The sequence below is a fragment of the Vannielia litorea genome (assembly GCF_900142295.1).
GTDB classification, from domain to species: domain Bacteria; phylum Pseudomonadota; class Alphaproteobacteria; order Rhodobacterales; family Rhodobacteraceae; genus Vannielia; species Vannielia litorea.
On record NZ_FSRL01000002.1, the window covers coordinates 314,968 to 332,035 of the forward strand.

15 protein-coding genes are annotated in these 17,068 nt (G+C 70.1%); 3 read left to right on the top strand and 12 right to left on the bottom strand.

All coding sequences use genetic code 11. The features are described 5' to 3' along the window. Positions 1-42 precede the first annotated feature (42 nt). On the bottom strand, positions 43-474 hold the full coding sequence (locus BUR94_RS19500; RefSeq protein WP_074258098.1) for a hypothetical protein: 432 nt from the start codon (positions 472-474) through the stop codon (positions 43-45). Between the two features lie 84 nt (positions 475-558). After that, positions 559-4,017: a chromosome segregation protein SMC gene (gene smc, locus BUR94_RS19505; RefSeq protein WP_175570506.1), complete on the bottom strand. Its 3,459-nt coding sequence runs from the start codon at positions 4,015-4,017 to the stop codon at positions 559-561. A gap of 183 nt (positions 4,018-4,200) precedes the next feature. Here smc and BUR94_RS19510 point away from each other — a divergent pair, with 183 nt between their 5' ends. Further along, entirely contained in the window at positions 4,201-4,656 is a 456-nt protein-coding gene (locus BUR94_RS19510) for a GNAT family N-acetyltransferase (protein WP_074258100.1), read from the top strand. Here the strand turns inward: BUR94_RS19510 and BUR94_RS19515 are convergent. From BUR94_RS19515 to BUR94_RS19560, 10 genes are all read right to left on the bottom strand, one after another. Beyond that, positions 4,651-5,004, bottom strand: a complete 354-nt coding sequence (locus BUR94_RS19515) for a hypothetical protein (RefSeq protein WP_139301364.1) — start codon at positions 5,002-5,004, stop codon at positions 4,651-4,653. The genes BUR94_RS19510 and BUR94_RS19515 overlap by 6 nt on opposite strands. Further along, positions 5,001-6,104 (bottom strand): EscU/YscU/HrcU family type III secretion system export apparatus switch protein, encoded by a 1,104-nt coding sequence (locus tag BUR94_RS19520; RefSeq protein ID WP_074258102.1) that lies wholly within the window; start codon positions 6,102-6,104, stop codon positions 5,001-5,003. Before BUR94_RS19520 ends, BUR94_RS19515 begins: the two co-directional genes overlap by 4 nt. A gap of 3 nt (positions 6,105-6,107) precedes the next feature. After that, entirely contained in the window at positions 6,108-6,878 is a 771-nt protein-coding gene (locus BUR94_RS19525; protein ID WP_074258258.1) for a flagellar biosynthetic protein FliR, read from the bottom strand. A gap of 13 nt (positions 6,879-6,891) precedes the next feature. Continuing rightward, positions 6,892-8,976 carry a flagellar biosynthesis protein FlhA gene (gene flhA / locus BUR94_RS19530; protein ID WP_074258103.1) on the bottom strand — a complete coding sequence of 695 codons (2,085 nt, stop codon included), beginning with the start codon at positions 8,974-8,976 and terminating at the stop codon, positions 6,892-6,894. Between the two features lie 3 nt (positions 8,977-8,979). Next, on the bottom strand, positions 8,980-9,783 hold the full coding sequence (locus BUR94_RS19535) for a lytic transglycosylase domain-containing protein (protein WP_139301365.1): 804 nt from the start codon (positions 9,781-9,783) through the stop codon (positions 8,980-8,982). Between the two features lie 73 nt (positions 9,784-9,856). Beyond that, complete coding sequence (locus BUR94_RS19540) at positions 9,857-12,259, bottom strand: hypothetical protein (protein WP_074258105.1); 2,403 nt, start codon at positions 12,257-12,259, stop codon at positions 9,857-9,859. After that, on the bottom strand, positions 12,256-13,125 hold the full coding sequence (gene motA, locus BUR94_RS19545) for a flagellar motor stator protein MotA (RefSeq protein ID WP_074258106.1): 870 nt from the start codon (positions 13,123-13,125) through the stop codon (positions 12,256-12,258). Before motA ends, BUR94_RS19540 begins: the two co-directional genes overlap by 4 nt. 87 nt (positions 13,126-13,212) lie before the next feature. After that, a complete protein-coding gene (locus tag BUR94_RS19550; RefSeq protein WP_074258107.1) occupies positions 13,213-13,824 on the bottom strand; it encodes a MotE family protein in 612 nt (203 codons plus the stop codon). Beyond that, positions 13,824-14,192 carry a hypothetical protein gene (locus BUR94_RS19555; RefSeq protein WP_425445250.1) on the bottom strand — a complete coding sequence of 123 codons (369 nt, stop codon included), beginning with the start codon at positions 14,190-14,192 and terminating at the stop codon, positions 13,824-13,826. Before BUR94_RS19555 ends, BUR94_RS19550 begins: the two co-directional genes overlap by 1 nt. Positions 14,193-14,201: 9 nt before the next feature. After that, positions 14,202-14,705, bottom strand: a complete 504-nt coding sequence (locus tag BUR94_RS19560; protein WP_074258108.1) for a flagellar basal body-associated FliL family protein — start codon at positions 14,703-14,705, stop codon at positions 14,202-14,204. 120 nt (positions 14,706-14,825) lie between these two features. Between BUR94_RS19560 and fliF the strand changes: the two genes are divergently transcribed. Together fliF and BUR94_RS19570 are read left to right on the top strand one after the other, a co-directional pair. Continuing rightward, complete coding sequence (fliF, locus tag BUR94_RS19565; protein ID WP_139301366.1) at positions 14,826-16,478, top strand: flagellar basal-body MS-ring/collar protein FliF; 1,653 nt, start codon at positions 14,826-14,828, stop codon at positions 16,476-16,478. Continuing rightward, the gene (locus tag BUR94_RS19570) at positions 16,475-17,065 is read left to right on the top strand and encodes a FliH/SctL family protein (RefSeq protein ID WP_074258110.1); all 591 of its coding nucleotides are present in this window, start codon (positions 16,475-16,477) and stop codon (positions 17,063-17,065) included. The genes fliF and BUR94_RS19570 overlap by 4 nt, the downstream gene beginning before the upstream one ends. The last annotated feature ends 3 nt before the right edge of the window (positions 17,066-17,068 follow it).

Consider the following 17,068-nt stretch of genomic DNA (forward strand, 5'->3'; position numbering starts at 1 on the left):
ATTGGCCGGGGCGCGCCGCCTAGGTGGCGCGCTCTCTCGCAGTCAATGGATCTTGTGGCTGTCGCCGCCGGGTGACTTCCAGCGTTCGGCGGCGGGAATGCCGAGGAAGGCGAGCGCCTCCGATACATCGTCGAAGGTGGCCACCTGGAGCATCTCTTCTTCGCCGACCATGCGGATCACGCTGAGAACGGCGTCGCGGATGGGGCCATCCGGCACGACCACTGCCTTGCGGGTCGGCAACCGCTTGCGGGCGGTGAAACCCTTGGTCAGCTGCGCGAAGTTGCCAAGCTCGGTGACGGTGACGGCAAAATCGGTGACATCGCGGAAGTCATCGAACTCCTTGAACCCTTCCCGGTACTCGGGATCGGCCTCCATCCGGTCATACATGTCGAGAATGCAGCGTGCCGTTACGCGGCCGACGTAGATCTTGACGACCAGAGCGCGCCTCGGGACGATCTTGTAATCACATGGCATCCTGGAACCCCCAACGGCAACTCAACCCACAGCAGAAGGGGCCACTCTAGCAGCTGAAGCGCCAAGCGCCAAATGCCGCCAACGTCAAGCCACCAGCGCCTCGGCCTTCTTGAGGTCGACCGACACCAGCTGGCTGACGCCCTGCTCCTGCATGGTCACGCCGAAGAGCCTGTCCATCCGGCTCATCGTCACCGCGTGGTGGGTGATGATGAGAAAGCGCGTGTCGGTCTGGCGGGTCATCTCGTCGAGCAGGTCGCAGAAACGGGTGACGTTGGCGTCATCCAGCGGCGCGTCGACCTCGTCGAGCACGCAGATCGGCGCCGGGTTGGCGAGGAAGACGGCGAAGATGAGCGCCAGGGCGGTCAAGGTCTGCTCGCCGCCGGAGAGCAGCGAGAGCGTGGAGAGCTTCTTGCCCGGCGGCATGCACATGATCTCGAGACCGGCCTCGAGCGGATCGTCGGACTCGACCAGCTGCAGCGAGGCCTCGCCGCCACCGAAGAGGTGCCGGAACAGCAGGGTGAAGTTGGAATTGACCTGCTCGAAGGCGGTGAGCAGACGCTCCCGGCCCTCCTTGTTCAGCCCGGCGATGCCGTTGCGCAGGGCGCGGATGGCCTCCTCGAGATCGGCCTTTTCCTTGACCAGCTCGTCATGCTCGGTCTGCACCTCCTTGGCGTCTTCCTCGGCGCGGAGGTTCACCGCGCCCAGTGCGTCGCGCTGACGGCGGAGGCGGGACAGGTCGTTTTCGAGCGCCTCGACGCCGGCGATCTTGTCGGGGTCGGTGTCGAGCGTTTCCAGCAAGTCGGCGGGGGCACATTCGAGCTCCTCGTGGATGCGCTCCTGGGCCAGCTGGCGGGCGGCCTGGGCGGCCTCCATGCGGGCCTGCGCGGCGGCGCGGCCCTCGCGCAGGGAGCTGGCGATCTTGCCGGCCTCGCGCTCCTCGGCCTGGGCCTCGCGCCAGGCGGACTCGCCTTCGGCCAGCGCGTCGGCGGCGGCCTTGCGGCGCTCCTCGGCCTTTTCGAGCGAGGCCATCAGCTTGGCTTCGCGCGCCTCGATATCCTCGGGCGCGGCCTCGGCCTGCTCCAGCTCGGCCTCGGTCGCGGCGCGGCGCTCGGCAAGCTCGCGCGAGCGGGTCTCGGCATTGGCCAGCCGTTCGCGCCAGTTGCCGACCTCGCGGGCGATCTCCTGCAACCGGCGTACGCGAGCCTCGCCCATGCGGCGGATCTCGTCCTGCACGGCGCGGCGGGAGAGCATATCTTGCCGGGTGCGCTCGACCAGGCTGCGGGCGGCCTCGACGTTGCCGCGGGCCTCCTCGAGATCACCGAGCTGGGCCAGCGCGGCCTCGGCCTCGGCCAGACGGGCGCGGGCGGCACCGGCCTCGTCCTCGTGGCGCTTGACCGCCATATCGGCGGCCTCGGCGCGGGTGGCGGCCATGGCGGCATCGCTCTCGGCACGGCTCTGGGCGCGGGAGGCATCCGCCACGGCGGTATCGGCCTCGCGGCGGGCCTGGCGGGCGGCGCGGTCGGCCTCGGTGACGCGGGCGAGCTCCTCGGAGAGGGTCTTGTGGGCCTGGCGGGCGCCGCTGGCGCGGGCCTCGGCCTCGTTCAGGTCGAGCTTGAGCTCCTCGAGCCGGTTCAGTTGCTCGAGCCGGAGCGCGGCGGCGGAGGGGGCATCCTCGGCGGCGGCGCGGAACCCATCCCAGCGCCAGAGATCGCCCTCGCGGGAGACCAGCCGCTGACCGGGCTTCAACTCGGCCTGGCGGGCGGCGCCCTCGTCGGCATCGGCCACCAGGCCGACCTCGGCCATGCGCCGGCGCAGCACATCGGGGACATGCATGTAATCGGCCAGCGGCTGGAGGCCGCCGGGCAGGCCCTGGGGCGCGGGGTAATCGGGCATGGCGGCCCAGCCCGATGGCGCATCGGCCTCGACGGCAGGGGCCCGGAGGTCATCTGCCAGCGCGGCGCCGAGCGCCTTTTCGTAGCCTTTGTCGACCGACAGGAGGTCGAGCACCTGGCCGCTCTCGCCGCCTTCGCGGTCGACCAGGCGGGCGAGCGCGTGCATTTCGGCCGACAGGGTCTTGGTTTCGCCCTCGGCGGCAGAGGCGGCGGCCCGGGCCTCGGCCTCGCGCCCGGCGATTTCGGCGCGGGCGGCATCGGCGGCTTCCAGCGCCTTCTCGGCCTCCTCGGCGCGGGCGGTGGCGGCGGTGCTGGCGGCCTGGGCCAGGCGCATCGCCTCCTCGGCCGCGGCCTTGCGACCGCGGGCCTCCTCGGCCTGACCGCGTGCCTTGGCGGCCTCGGCCTCGTTGCGGTCGGCGGCGCTGCGGGCGTCGGCCTGCATCCGCTGGGCCGACTGGTGGCGCGCGGAGAGACGGGCGACATCCTCGGTCTTCTCGGCCAGGTCTTCCTCGATCTCCGACAACACGGAGGCGGCCTTGCGGGCGGCCTCGGTGGCCTCTTCGAGCTTTTCTTCGTGGCCCTCGCCGGCCTTCCTGAGCTCGGCCTCCTCCCAGCCCAGCCGCTCCACGGTTTCGCCCGCGTCGCGGTTCAGCCCCTCCTCGCGCTCCATGTCGCGGGTCAGCTGGGTCAGGCGGCTCTTCAACGTGTCGATGGCGGCTTCGGCCCGGGCCGCCTCTTCGCGCAGGCCGCCGCGCTCGACCGAGAGCCGTTGCAGCACGGCGGCGGCAATGGCCTCTTCCTCCCGCAGGGCGGGCAGGGCGGCGTCGGTCTCGGCGAGGCGCTTTTCGGCGGTCAGCACGGCGCGCTCGGCGGCGGCGGCGGCGGCGACGGTTTCGCGATGGGCATGGCCCGCGGCGACCACGGCCTCGTCGGCCTCCTTCCAGCGGCGGTAGAGCAGCAAGCCCTCGACCTGCCGCAGCTCGGCGCCGATCTCGCGGTAGCGCGCGGCCTGCCGGGCTTGCCGGGCAAGCTGGCCCAGCTGGGCGGCGAGCTGTTCGATCACGTCATCGACGCGGGCCAGGTTCTGCTCGGCGCCGTTCAGCTTGAGCTCGGCCTCGTGGCGGCGCTGGTAGAGGCCCGAGATGCCGGCGGCCTCTTCGAGGATCCGCCGCCGGTTCTGCGGCTTGGCGTTGATCAGCTCGGAGATCTGCCCCTGCCGCACCAGCGCCGGGCTGTGCGAGCCGGTGGAGGCATCTGCGAAGAGCATCTGCACGTCGCGCGCCCGCACGTCCTTGGTGTTGGCCTTGTAGGCCGAACCGGCATCGCGGGTGATGCGGCGGACGATCTCGAGCACATCCTGATCATTGAACCCCGAGGGCGCCAGTCGCTCGGCATTGTCGATGTGCAGCGACACCTCGGCGAAGTTGCGGGCCGGGCGCGAGGCGGCGCCGGCGAAGATGACATCTTCCATCCCGCCGCCGCGCATGGCGGTGGGGCGGTTCTCGCCCATCACCCAGCGCAGCGCCTCGAGCAGGTTTGACTTGCCGCAGCCGTTGGGGCCGACGACGCCGGTCAGGCCATCGGCGATGACCAGATCGGTCGGATCGACGAAGCTCTTGAAGCCGTTCAATCTCAGCCGTGTGAAACGCACGCTGCCTGTTGCCCCTGTGTTGCGCCCCGGTCTGTCCCCATGCCCCGGCGGGGCGATTCCCCGAGGCTGACCCATGTTTGGGGGGTGGGGCCGCTCTGTCAATCAGCATGTGGGCTGGGTCTTGGCCTTATCCACAAGATATGGATCGGTTGACGGCGCGTGATCGCCGGGGAGGATGGCGGAATGAGCCTGATAGTCACCCGTGGCGACCCGCGCCACCCCGATGCCACCGACCTGCTGGAACAGAGCCAGGCGCTGATGCGGCGGCTGTTTCCGCCGGAAGACAACTTCTTTCTCGATATCGACGCGCTTTGCGGCGGCGACATCCGGTTTTTCGTGGCCGAGGAGGAGGGGCGCATTCTTGGGGTGGGGGCCCTGGCGCTGCGCGAGGGCTACGGCGAGGTGAAGTCGATGTTCACCCACGAAGCGGCGCGGGGCCGCGGGATTGCGGCGATGCTCCTGTCCGAGATCGAGCGCGAGGCGCGGCGGGAGGGCTACACCCTGCTGCGGCTGGAGACCGGAAACACGCTCGAGGCGGCCCACCGGGTCTATGCCAAGGCAGGCTTTGTCCTGCGCGGGGCCTTTGGCGACTACCCGGAGGCCCCCTCTTCGCTCTTCATGGAAAAACGGCTCTCATAGTTTCTTCAGCAGCGCCTGGCTGGCCTGCATCTGCCCGAAGGACCGCACGAGCGCCTTGCGGGCCTTGGCCGAGGCAGCGCGGGCGCGGGCGAGGTCGCGGTTGAGCACGGCCTTGCGGGCCTCGCACCAGCGCAGCCAGACGTTGGTGGCGCGTGCATGGGAGGGGCTGAAGTGGAGCGGATCGGAGGCATCGGCCATCGCCTGGCGGCGGGCGGTGTCGATCTCCTCGATGGCGGCGGCGAGGCGGGCTTCTGCGGCGAGGCGCTGCCGCAGGGTGCCCTGACCGGCCATGAAGCGGGCCTCCATCAACCCGGCGAGCTGCCGCATCTGATGCGTCTTCACGCTCACGACGGGCGCCTGCGGGCATAGCTCGAACGGGCCTTGCGGCGCATCGCCTCGGAAAAGCGGATCGCGGCGGCGACCGGCGCGTAGTGATCGGGGCGGATCTCCTCGCCGATCTCGACGGTGGCGTGGAGCGCGCGCGCGGTCGGCGGATCGCGATGGATCGGCACACCGGCCTCCTGCGCGGCGGCCCGGATGCGGGCGGCCACCGCGTCGACTCCCTTGGCCACGCAGACCGGCGCACCGGGGCTGGCGCGGTTCCACTTCAGCGCGACGGCATAGTGCTGCGGGTTGACGATGATGACATCGGCCTTGGGCACCTCGCCCATCATCTGCGCCGAGGCGATCTCGATCGCCCGCTGGCGGCGGGCCTGGCGCAGGTAGGGGTCGCCCTCGCTGTCCTTGTGCTCGTCCTTCAGCTCCTGGTGGCTCATCCGGTTCTTGCGCAGGTGCTCGGCCCGCTGCCACATCAGGTCGACCGCCGCGATTGCGGCCATGATGGCGGTCACGATGAGCAGGAAATCGAGGCAGAGCTGGCCCAGAAGGGCGCCCACCTGTGCCGGCTCCAGCGCAGTGGCCGAGAGGATATGGGGCAGGCGGCGGTCGAGGTAGGCAAAGAGCACGACCGAGATGATGGCGAGCTTGACGAAGCTCTTGAAGAACTCGAAGAGCCCGCCCCGCCCGAACTTGTTTTTTGCGTTCGACAGCAGCGAGATGCGGCTGAGCTTGAACTGCAGCTTCTCGGGCGCGAAGGTCACGGCCCGCTGCGCCACCAGCGAGGCCAGGCAAGCGACGGCTGGGACCAGGAACCAGGGCGCGACGGCCCCGGCCACCTTGATCATCAGCCCGCCGGAGAGGGTGGCGAAGCCCGGGCCTGTCATCAGCGGGGCCAGCCTGTCGGCCTGGGCGAGGAGCTGGCTGCCGATGGCGCCCAGGCTGCCGAGGCTGGCGGTGCCGGCGGTGAGCGCGGCCAGCAGCAACCCGCCGTAGGCGGTGGCGGTGGTCACATCGGTCGAGCGCGGGACCTCGCCTTTCTTGCGGGCGTCGTCGAGCCGCTTTTGCGTGGCTTCGTGCTGCTTGTCGGAGTCGTCGTCCTGCCCGGCCATGCCTCAACCTCCGAAGGGCAGGGCGAGGTAGGCCTGCAGCGCGTCGCGCCAGAGGGCGAGCAGCCAGGGCGTGGCGAAGAACAGCAGGATCAGCCCGCCCGCGGTGATGGCGGGCGCACCGACGAAGGCCACCATGAGCTGGGGCATGGCGCGGTTTATGACGCCGAGCGCGATGTTGTAGATCAGCGCGGCGATGATGAAGGGCGAGGCCAGCGAGAAGGCCAGTCCGAAGGCGGCCGAGATGCGCGCCACGCCCCAGTCCATCGCCTCGGCCGCGCCGATCACCGCGCCGACGGGCAGCACGTCGTAGCTTGCGACGAAGGCCAGGGCGACCTGCAGATGGAGGCCCGAGAGCGCGGCGAGGGCGAGGCCGGAGACCACCAGCAGGTGGCCGATCGCCGGCTGCGGGTCGACATCGGGCGAGGCGCCGAAGATCTGGGCCAGCGAGGTGGATTGCGCCGCCATCGAACCCGCGATCTGCAGGACGTAGACAAACAGCCTGAGCCCGAAGCCGAAGGCCAGGCCGATGGCGGTTTCGCTGAGCAGGGTCAGCGACAGGGCGATCTCGGTGAGGCTCGCGGCGGGCGGCACCGCGACCATCGGCGCGACAATCGCGGTAAAGGCGATGGCGGCGCCGAGGCGGATGCGCGCGGGCACCCCCTGTTCGCCGAAGGCCGGCAGCATCGCCATGGCCGCGCCCACGCGCAGGAAGACGGTGAAGCCGGCCAGAAGGGCGGCCTGGCTGAGGCCGAGCAGCTCGGCGAGGCTCTCCATCACGCGAGCCCGGTCATGCGGCGATGACGCCGAGCAGGGCCGGACGGGCATCCATCCCGATCTCCTCGAAGGAGAGCACCGGCGCGCCGATGCCCTTGGCGGTGAGCACGGTCTTGAGAAAGCGGCGGCGGCGCGAGGTGGTGACCAGCGCCGGCGACACGCCGCTCTCGGCCGCGCGCGCGAGTTTTTCGGATACGCCGTTGGCCAGCTTCGAGAAGGAGTCCGGCGGCAGGGCGATATCCTCGGTGCCATTGCCGCCGTCGACCTGGTGGGCCAGGAACCTTTCCTCCCACTCCGGCGCGAGCTGCAGGAGGGGCAGGGTGCCATCTTCGCGCCGAAGCTCGGAGACAAGCTGGAAGCCGAGGCGTTGACGCACATGCTCGCAGATCGCCTCGGGCGCGGAATAGGTCCCGCGGGCCTCCGAGATCGCCTCGAGGATGAGCGGCAGGTTGCGGACCGAGACCTGCTCGTCGAGCAGCAGCCGCAGGACCGCGAGCAGCAGCTCGATGGGCACCTTGTCGGGCACCAGCTCGTCGATCAGCCGCCGGTTGGCCTCGGCGCGGACCGGGTCGGAGAGGTTGGACAGTTCCTCGAGCAGGCGGCGCAGGGCCTTCAGGGTGAGCAGCCGGGCGAAGTTGCGCTTGAGCACCTCGAGCAGGTGGGTGGCCAGCACCTCGGCGGGCGTCACCACGGTGGAGCCCTGGAGCGCGGCCTCCTCGCGCGCGGTCTCCGGGATCCAGCGGGCCGGCGCGCCGTAGACCGGCTCCCTGCAGTCCTCGCCGGGTGGCAGCAGCTCGGGCAGGTCGCCCACCAGCGCCAGCACCCGCTCGGGGTGCAGCACGTTGGTGGCCTGCACGACGCCGTGGATGCGGATGGCGTAGGAGTCCGACTTCAGGGCGGCGTTGTCGGTCAGCCGGATCTCGGGCAGGATCAGCCCGTAGGAAGCCGCGACATGGGCGCGCATGTTCTCGATCCGGGCGTCCAGCCCGGTGGCCGGGTCCAGCACCATGGCCACCAGGTCAGGCGCGAATTCGACGTGGATATCGTCGAGATCGAGCATGTCGCCGATCGACTTGCGGCTGGGCTTGGCGGCCTCGGGGGCAGGCTGGGCGGCGGCGAGGGCCTCGGCCTTCAGCACCTTCTGCCGCCGCCATGCGAAGAGCGCGAGCGTGCCGGCCCCGGCGAAGAAGGGCAGCATCGGCAGGCCGGGCACCAGCCCGAAGAGCGCCATCAGCAAGGCCACCGTGGCGATGGCGGCCGGGTGGCGGCCGAGCTGGCCGACGAGGGCAAGGTCGGTTGCCCCCTTCTCGCCGCCTCGGGCCAGAAGCAGGGCAGAGGCGATGGAGATGATGACCGCCGGAATCTGGGTGACCAGCCCGTCGCCCACGGTGAGGATCGCGTAGGTCTCGAAGGCCTGGCCCAGCGGCAGCCCGTGCACGGCCGCCCCCATGATGAGGCCCATGACGAGGTTCAGCAGGGTGATGAGCAGCCCCGCCACGGCATCGCCCTTCACGAATTTCGAGGCACCGTCGAGCGAGCCGAAAAAGGTGGTTTCGGCCTGCTCGCGCTCGCGCCGGGCGCGCGCCTCGGCATGGTCGATGGCGCCCGCCGACATGTCGCTGTCGATGGCGAGCTGCTTGCCCGGCATGCCGTCGAGCGCGAATCGGGCGCCGACCTCGGCCATGCGTGCAGCGCCCTTGGTGATGACCATGAAGTTCACGATCATCAGCACGCCGAAGACCACCAGCCCGAGAAACACCGAGCCGCCCATGACGAACATGGCGAAGCCCTCGATCACCGTGCCCGCGGCCCGGGTGCCGGTGTGGCCCTCGCCGATGATCAGCTTGGTCGAGCTGACGTTGAGCGAAAGCCGCAGCATGAGGGAGGCGAGAAGGATGGTGGGAAAGGACGAAAAATCGAGCGGGCGTTCGATGAAGAGCGTGACGGTGAAGATCAGGATCGCGAGCGCGAAGGATCCGGCAAGGCCGGCATCGAGCACCCAGGACGGCATCGGCAGGATCATCATGGTGATGATGCCCATCAGCGCGAGCGCCAGAAGGATCGTGGGCCGGAACAGGTCGACCTTGCCGAGCATCATGGATCAGAGACCGTCCGCCGGGGTGAAGAGGCTTGCACCGGGGCTGCCGGAGCCGGTGGGCACCAGCGACCCGAGCACCCGGGTTTCGCCGCTGTCCTGCAGGAGCGGATAGGTGTTGAGCCGGGGGCGGTCGTCCTCGGGGCCAGTGGCGGCCGCGTGACCCGCGACCTCGAAGTCTCCTTGGCGAGCAGCGTCGCGGTGGCGGTAGAAGGTGGCGAGCCAGGGCTCGGACTCCGCCTCCCCGAGACCTTGCAGGGCTGCCGCCGCATAGCCCCAGCCACCGGTCTCCGCGTGCAGCCCCAGGAGCAGGGCCGCGGCGAACTCGGCGTTGATCCGCGGCGTGAGCATGTCTTCCAGCGAGGCGAACCGGGTCCCGTACCTGGCGTAATCGACCTGGAAGCAGCCGAGGCCGAGGGCCGGCTCGCCCCGCTTGATCTGCTGGTAGGCATAGGCGCGGGCATCGTCGGCGGTTTCGAACCAGACCCGCTCGCCCCCGGCGCCGATGGTCCAGGGCCAGGGCACGAGACCCTCCTCGCTCTTGCGGCCGCTGACCGTGAGCATGATCGCCCGGAGCACCGAGAGCGGAACACCCGTCGAGGCCGAGGCCTCGCGTGCCGCCGCCTCGCAGAGCTCGGGTCGGGAGGGTTGGGCAAGGGCCGGCAAGGAGAGAAGGGCCAGCGCGAGGGCGGCGAGCAGAACGAAGAGCCGCCGCATCGACCGGCTGGCGAAGGGGCGGACGTGCGGGGGGGTGGACAGCCCGCGCGGTGCAACGCTCGGGCCGCCTTCCGGCGGAGTAAGGAGGGTCATGTGAGATCGCAGTTCTGGCTGATCAAGATTAGGATCAGGCTAGGGCAACGCGGTTACCACGAGGTTTACAGCCTCAGGCTCCTGGCGAAGTTTCCGCGCGGTCCAACGCAGGGGTGACGGCCCCCGTGGCGGTGGATTTCTCTTCGAGCAGGGTTTCGATGGCGCCGCGGCGCTGGCGGATCTGCTCAAGAAGCTCCTGCGCGCCCGAGAGACTGGGGCGGCCGGGCGCGATGGGCGCCGTCTCGGGGCGCGTGGCCTCGGTGAAGCCGGCCTCGCTCTCGCTCCCCGATTCGCGGATCGCCTCGGCATCGCCGCTGGCCCAGGCGGCCCGGCGCGCGGCCTCCTCGTCGCCCGCCACGCGGCTGAGCGTATGGGCGCGGGCGTGTTCGCCCAGCCGGGCCAGCAGCTCGCCCCGCAGCGCATCGCTCTCGGCGCCCTGGAGCCCGGCAAGCGAGGCCAGCGCCCGCTCATTCCGGCCGAGTGCCATGAGGGCGCGCACGCGCATGAGGCGATACTCGGGCTCCCGCGGCAGGCTCTCGGACTGCGCAAGGGCCTGATCGGGAAACCCCAGGGACAGCAGGCGCGACGCGAGGGCGAAGGCGGCGGGCGCGCTCACCTCGGCCCCGAGACCGGCCCGCGCCGGGTCGAACATGCTGCGCAGGAAGACCGCGTCGGAGGCATTGCGCGCAAGCAGCAGGGCGGTCTCGGACAGTGCGGCCTGGCGCGGATCGGAAGTGACCTCGGAGGCGATGGTCGCGGCCTCATCGAGCTTGGCGAAGGCCTCGGCAAAGGCGCCGTCCCGCGCGAGCGCCGGGGCGAGCCCGACCATGAGGGTGCGGGCCAGCGCGGTGCCGCGATGCTCGAAGATCAGGGCTTCGGCGTGGGCAATGCGGTCGGGCGGCAGGGGGCGTTGCGCGGCGTTGGCGAGGCGGATCAGCTCGACGAGCGCCTCGGGCGCCTCGGCCCGGTTGGTCTCGGCCACGCCCTCGAGAATCGCCTCGGCGGCGCGCGTGCTCTCGCCGGACGGGCTGCCGTGGCCGCCCGCTGCCACGTCGCCGCGCTCGGCGAGGGCGGCCTGAAGCATCTGGAACCCGGTGCCATGCGCCCCGTCGGCGCGCGAGAGGGCATCGCGGAGGGTGGCCGCCAGTTCCTCGTGGCCGCGCGAAAGCAGGCGCTGGGCAAGGCGCGGCACCAGAAGCTGGCGCAGGTGAAGCGGCAGGTCCGACGCGGTGGCGGCGATGTCGCGCTCGGTCTGCGGGGCAATGGCGGCGGGGACCGGCCCGACCAGCAGCGCCCAGAAGCTGGCCTGCCCGGGGCACCCCATCTGGCCGGTCAACCCCTGCCCGGCAAGACCGGGCATGTCATCGACGCCGGCGGCGAGGGCGAGGTAGAGCGGCGCGAGATCGGAGGAGGCGAGATACCCCTCGACCACCTGCCGCGCCTCGGCCCCGAAGCCGAGGTAGAGATAGACCCGCGCGAGCGCCTCGGCGGCCTGGCTGCTCGGGGCGTCGAACTCCTGCAGCAGGGCCTGACGCGCGGCCGAGATCATGTCATGCGGGGCGGTCTCCGGCTCGGAGATGAGGAAATCGAAGTGCCGCGGGTCCAGGCAGGCCCCGCGGGCATCCTCGGGCGGCGGCGCGGCGTCGGGCGCGGCGCGGTCGACGCCGGTGATTGCATCCACGTTCTCGCCGGGGTGATTGCTCGGCGGCGTGCTGGCGTCGGGCTGGGCAACCTCTCCCTCGATGCCGCCATACCGGGGGTTTGGCTCGACCATGCCTTGCGCACCGGCGCGGGCCAGCTGCTTGAGCAGTTCGGCCTCGATCTCCGCGATGCGCCGCCGCTCGGCCGCCTCCCTGAACGGGTCGGTCACCGGCGCCTCGCCACCGTCCGGTTGCCGGGGCTGCGGTGGCTCGGCCGCGCGGACCCGGGCGCCGGGCAGGGTGATCTGCCGGTCATAGCGCCGCCTCAAGGCATCGGAGTGGAGCGGGGGAAGAGCGCCCTCGGCAAGCTCGGTGCCAGGGGCTGCGGGTGGCCTTGCCGCAGAGGGCTCCGGCGCGGGCACGGACGGAAAGAGCGCGGTATTGAAACGGTCCGGCACGGGGGGTGGCCCATCGACGATATCGACCACGATGACATTGCGACCCGCCTCGAAGGCCTTGGCGTGACAGGTGCAATCCGTGGCGATGCGCAACAGGCCGCTTGTCGGGTCATGCTCGAGGTTGCGGATCCGGTCGCGGGGAATCAGATCGAAGGCGCCGGAGAGGTCGATGGTGATATCGCGACGGTCCAGCTCGAGCCCGAACCCGCCCTCGATGCGACCGACCCGCCACGCGCTCTCGCGCCCCAGAACGAGGGCGATCCTGGTGAATCCGACGTGCTCGCCCGACCGGAGACGCACGGTCTCGGCCGGGAGGGCGGCCCCGGTCAGGAGGCCGGCGCAGAGAACCGAGAGGCGGAGCCACCCTGTCGGGGTCATGCGGCCTCCGACTTCAGGTTCTTCAGCGCCTCCTCGAGCTCGGAGAAGCTGGGACGGCTGTGGCCGGGCGTGTTCTGGCGGCCGACCTCGATGCAGATGTTGGTGGCATGCTGGTGCAGGTTGGCCACCAGCACCTCGCGGATGAGCTGGTAGAAATGCGCGTCTTCCTCGATCACGGCCTTCATCTTGGAGGCGAAGGGCCCCACGATGCCGTAGGCGAGGAACACGCCCAGAAACGTGCCCACCAGCGCCCCGCCGATCATCTTGCCGAGGATCTCGGGCGGCTGGTCGATGGATCCCATCGTCTTGATCACGCCGAGCACGGCAGCAACGATGCCAAGGGCGGGCAGACCGTCGGCCATGGTCTGCATGGCGTGGGAGGAATGCATGGCGTGGTGCAATTTGGCAGACATCCGCTTTTCAAGCACCTCCTCCACCTGGTTCGGGTCATCGTAATTCATCGAGGCCGAGCGCAGGGTATCGCAGATCATCTCGATCGCCTCGCTGTCCGCGAGAATCTTGGGGTAGCGGGAGATGATCGCGCTCTCGGCCGGAGTCTCTATGTGCTCTTCCAGCGCCACGGGATTTTGCCGGGCGAGCCGGATCAGCTCGAAGAGCAGGCAGAGCAGATCCTTGTAGTCGCTGTGGTCCCAGTGCGGACCCTTGAACACCTTCTTGATGTCCTTCAGCGTGTGCTTGATCGCGGCCATGTCGTTGGAAATGACGAAGGCCCCGATCGCCGCCCCGCCGATCATCGTCAGCTCGAAGGGCAGCGACTTCATGATGATGCCCATCTTGCCGCCCGCGGCGAGATAGCCGCCGAAAACCATCACGAAGATGATGATGATGCCGACAATTCCGATCATGCTCTGCTTGCCCTTGCGCTGCCTTCCGGGACATTGCCCGCCCTCCTTCTGGCAGACCGCAGTTAATTTTCTCTGATCCGTCGCCGCCTATTCGGTCGGGACGGTGCCATTGCGACCGGCGAGGATGAGCGACAGCCGGTAGGCCGCCTTCGGCTCCATGCCGGCGAGCACGGCAGCGGCGCGTTCAGGCTGCATCCGCCCAAGAAACCCGGCGGCGAAGACCGGGTCCATCTCCTCGAAGAGCGCGGCGGCCTCCTTGGGTTTCATGACCTCGTACATGCGGGTGAGCCGGGCGAGGTCGTTCTCGGCCGCACCGTCGGCCAGGGCCAGGGTCTCTTCGAGCTGGGCCTCCGCCTCACGCAGCACGGCCATCTCGCGGGCCACCTCCTCGCGCGCGCGCGCAAGCGCGAGCAACTCGTCAGATACCGCGGCCTCGCGGGCGGTGACGGCGGTCTCGCGGGCGCCGAGCGCGGCCAGAAGGGCGGCGATCTCGGGCTCAGGTTCGCAGCCCGCCACGACAGGCGCCTCGGCCTGCTCCGCGCCGGTCATCCGGTTGGCCACTTCGCGCGCCAGGGCCGCGCCGGTGCCCCCGGTCAGCCGCAGCGTCGCCGAGGCGAGGAGCAGCGCGGCAAGCGTGGTCAGCAGCCCGCGGCCCAGCTTTTGGCGCAGTCGCCTGCGCGGTTTGCCCCTGCCGGCCATCAGGCTGCCTCCTGTTCCTCGCTGCGGGCCGCGCGCCGCCGCCGTGTCACGGTGGGCCGCGCAGAGGGCTGGGCTGCCGTGTCGGGCAGGTCGTGCATCGACGCCAGCAGGATCTCGAGCCGGGCGGCGGAGTCCTCGGCCCTTTTGGTCAGATCGGTGAGCTGCGACAGGCTCCCCCGAGAGGCCTTGCGCGCCTCCTCCAGCGCCCGGGTCAGGTCATCGACCTGCACCGAGAGCACCGCGACGGCGCCGCCCATCCCGCTCTCGAGATCGGTGAACCGCGACAACCGCCGCGACAGGACGAGGCAATAGAGGCCCGCCCCGATCGCTCCGGCGGCCAGCAGCACATCTGCAATCAGGTTCAGCATCGGACTCTCCTAGTTTACCACGAATTCGGTCACGAGCAGGTCCTTCACCCGGCCTTCCCCCGTGACGATCTGTATGCGGCGCAGCATCTGCGCCCGCAGGCTCATCAGCGCGCTCGGGCGCTCGATCTCGCTCACCTCGACGGCGCGGAGGTAGGTGTTGAGCACGTCAAGGATGCGCGGCATCAGCAGTGTGACCTCCTCCTGCCTGCCGGGCTGAACCTCGAGCTCGGCCCGGAACCGCAGATGCGCAGCGTGACCCTCGGACCGGACGGCGATGATGATCGGGTCGAGCGGCACGAAGGCAACGGGCTCCAGCGGCGCGGCCTCGGCGATCTCTTCCTGCATCTCGTCTGCACCCTGTACGCCGCCCAACAGGCCCGTGAAGGTGGCAAAGAAGGCCCCGCCGCCACCGCCCAGCATGAGAATCACGCCCAGGATCAGCGGCAACCTGGACTTCTTCTTCGGTGCTTCGGCCTCTTCACCGGCGTCCGCGGCAGCCTCTTGCTCGGCCATGTCATCGGTTCTCCTGAACAAATCCCTCGATCCGTTCATAGCCCGAAGGTGGCTAACCGATTGTTAAGGCCGATGGGCGATCTAGGGGGCACCGGGGAGAAACCTCGGAGTCGGCGGAGAATGCGCGTGCAAAACCTTTTGGACACCTGGAATGGCCTCGACGCCCGGCGGCGAATCACCGTTCTGGTTGCCACCCTGGCGATGTTTGCGGCGGTGCTGGCCCTGAGCCGGATGGCGACGGCACCGGGGATGACGCTGCTCTATGCCGGGCTCGAGCCGGCCGCCGCCGGCGAGGTGGTGACCTCGCTCGACCAGCAGGGCGTGGCCTATGAGGTGCGCGGCGGTGCGATCTATGTCGACAGCGCCCGGCGCGACGCGCTGCGGATGACCCTCGCGGGCGAGGGCCTTCCGGCAAACGGCGGGCAGGGCTACGAAATTCTCGACGGGCTCACCGGCTTCGGCACGACCAGCCAGATGTTCGACGCCGCCTATTGGCGCGCGAAGGAGGGCGAATTGGCTCGCACGATCCTGGCCTCGCCGCGCGTCCGCGCCGCGCGGGTGCATATCTCCAACCCGGCGAGCCAAGGGTTCGGCCGGACCGAGGCCGCCTCCGCTTCGGTCTCGGTCACGGCCACGGGCGGACGGGTGACGCCGGCCGAAGCGAAGGCCTTCAAGTTCCTGATCGCCAGCGCCGTCGCCGGGCTGACGCCGGAAGGCGTGTCGGTGATCGACGGCACCAGCGGCGCGGTCGTGGCGCCCGACGACGCCCTCGGCGATGCGGCGGGCGACGAGCGCGCCGATGCGCTGCGGCGCAACGTGCAACGGCTGCTCGAGGCCCATGTCGGGCCCGGCAACGCGGTGGTGGAAGTATCGGTCGAAACCCAGACCGACCGGGAGCAGATCATCGAGCGCCGGTTCGATCCGGATGGACGGGTGGCCGTGAGCTCCGAAACCGAGGAACGCTCGAACAGCGCCAGCGGCACCAATCCCTCGGCCGTGACGGTGGCCTCCAACCTGCCCGATGGCGAGGCCGCTGGCGCCGGCGGCGAGAGCCAGAGCCAGGAGAGCACGACCCGGGAACGCACCAACTTTGAAGTCTCTGAAACACAACGCGAAGTGCTGCGCGCGCCGGGTGCGGTGAAACGGCTCACCGTGGCCGTTCTGGTCGACGGGATCCGCGGCGAGGACGCCAGTGGCAGCGCCATCTGGACGGCCCGGAGCGACGAGCAGCTCGGCGCCCTGCGCGAGCTGGTGGCCAGCGCGGTGGGGTACAACGAGGAGCGGGGCGACCAGATCACCATCAAGTCGCTGGAGTTCCTGCCGGTCGAGGAAGTTGGCACGATGGCAGGTGGCTCGCTGCTGGACCGGCTGAACATCATGACCCTGATCCAGCTCGCGATCCTGGCGCTGGTCACGCTCGGCCTCGGCCTCTTCGTGCTCAAACCCGCGCTGACCGCCAGGGCGCTGCCCGCGCCCGAAACCCCGGTGGCGGCGCTGCCGCCCGGTGCGCCGGCGGAAACGGGCCGGGCCGATCTCGACGACATCGCGATGCCCGACGCGCTCACCGGCGAAATCGACGACAGTGACATGGACCTGCCAGACCTCGCCGTGGTGAACGATTTCGACGTGTCGGGGGTGCCCGGAATGGAGGGGTTCGGCGGCAACGGCCGCGATCCGGTGGCCCGACTCCGGCAAATGATCGAGGAGCGCCAGGACGAGACCATCGAGATCCTGAAGAGCTGGATGGAAGAGGATGAGGAGGCCCGGGCGTGAGCAAGGGCGGAATCACCCTCGAAGAGTTCAGCGGTGCCCCGAAGAAGGCGCGCGAGCCGGCTGGTGATGGCGCGCTGGCCGAGGCCCAGCTCGCGGCCTTCGACAAGGGCTACCGGGAGGGCTGGGACGATGCCGCCCGCGCCCATGCCGAGGAGCAGCGGGCGATCGCGGCCGACCTGGCCCGCGCGCTGGACGACATGAGCTTCACCTATCACGAGGCGCGCCGGGCGATGCTGGCCGAAATGCGCGCGCTGATCACCGGGATCGTCGCCAAGGTGCTGCCCGGAACCCTTGCCGGAAGTCTCGGCCCCACGATTTTGGAGCGGATCGAGGCGGCCGTACAGGCGCGCAGCGAAGTCTCTGTCGAGGTGACCGTCGCGCCCGGGAACATGGCGCGCATCGAGCCCCTTCTGCAGGGCGCGGCCACCATCCCGGTGCGGCTGGCCGAAGAACCGAGCCTCGGGCCGGGCCAGGCGGTGCTGCGGTTTGCCAGTGCCGAGGAGATCATCGACCTCGACGCGGTGCTCGAGGGCATCGCCCAGGTCGTCGCAGGGTTTTTTGAGGGTCAGGCGACCCGGGAAGGATGAGAC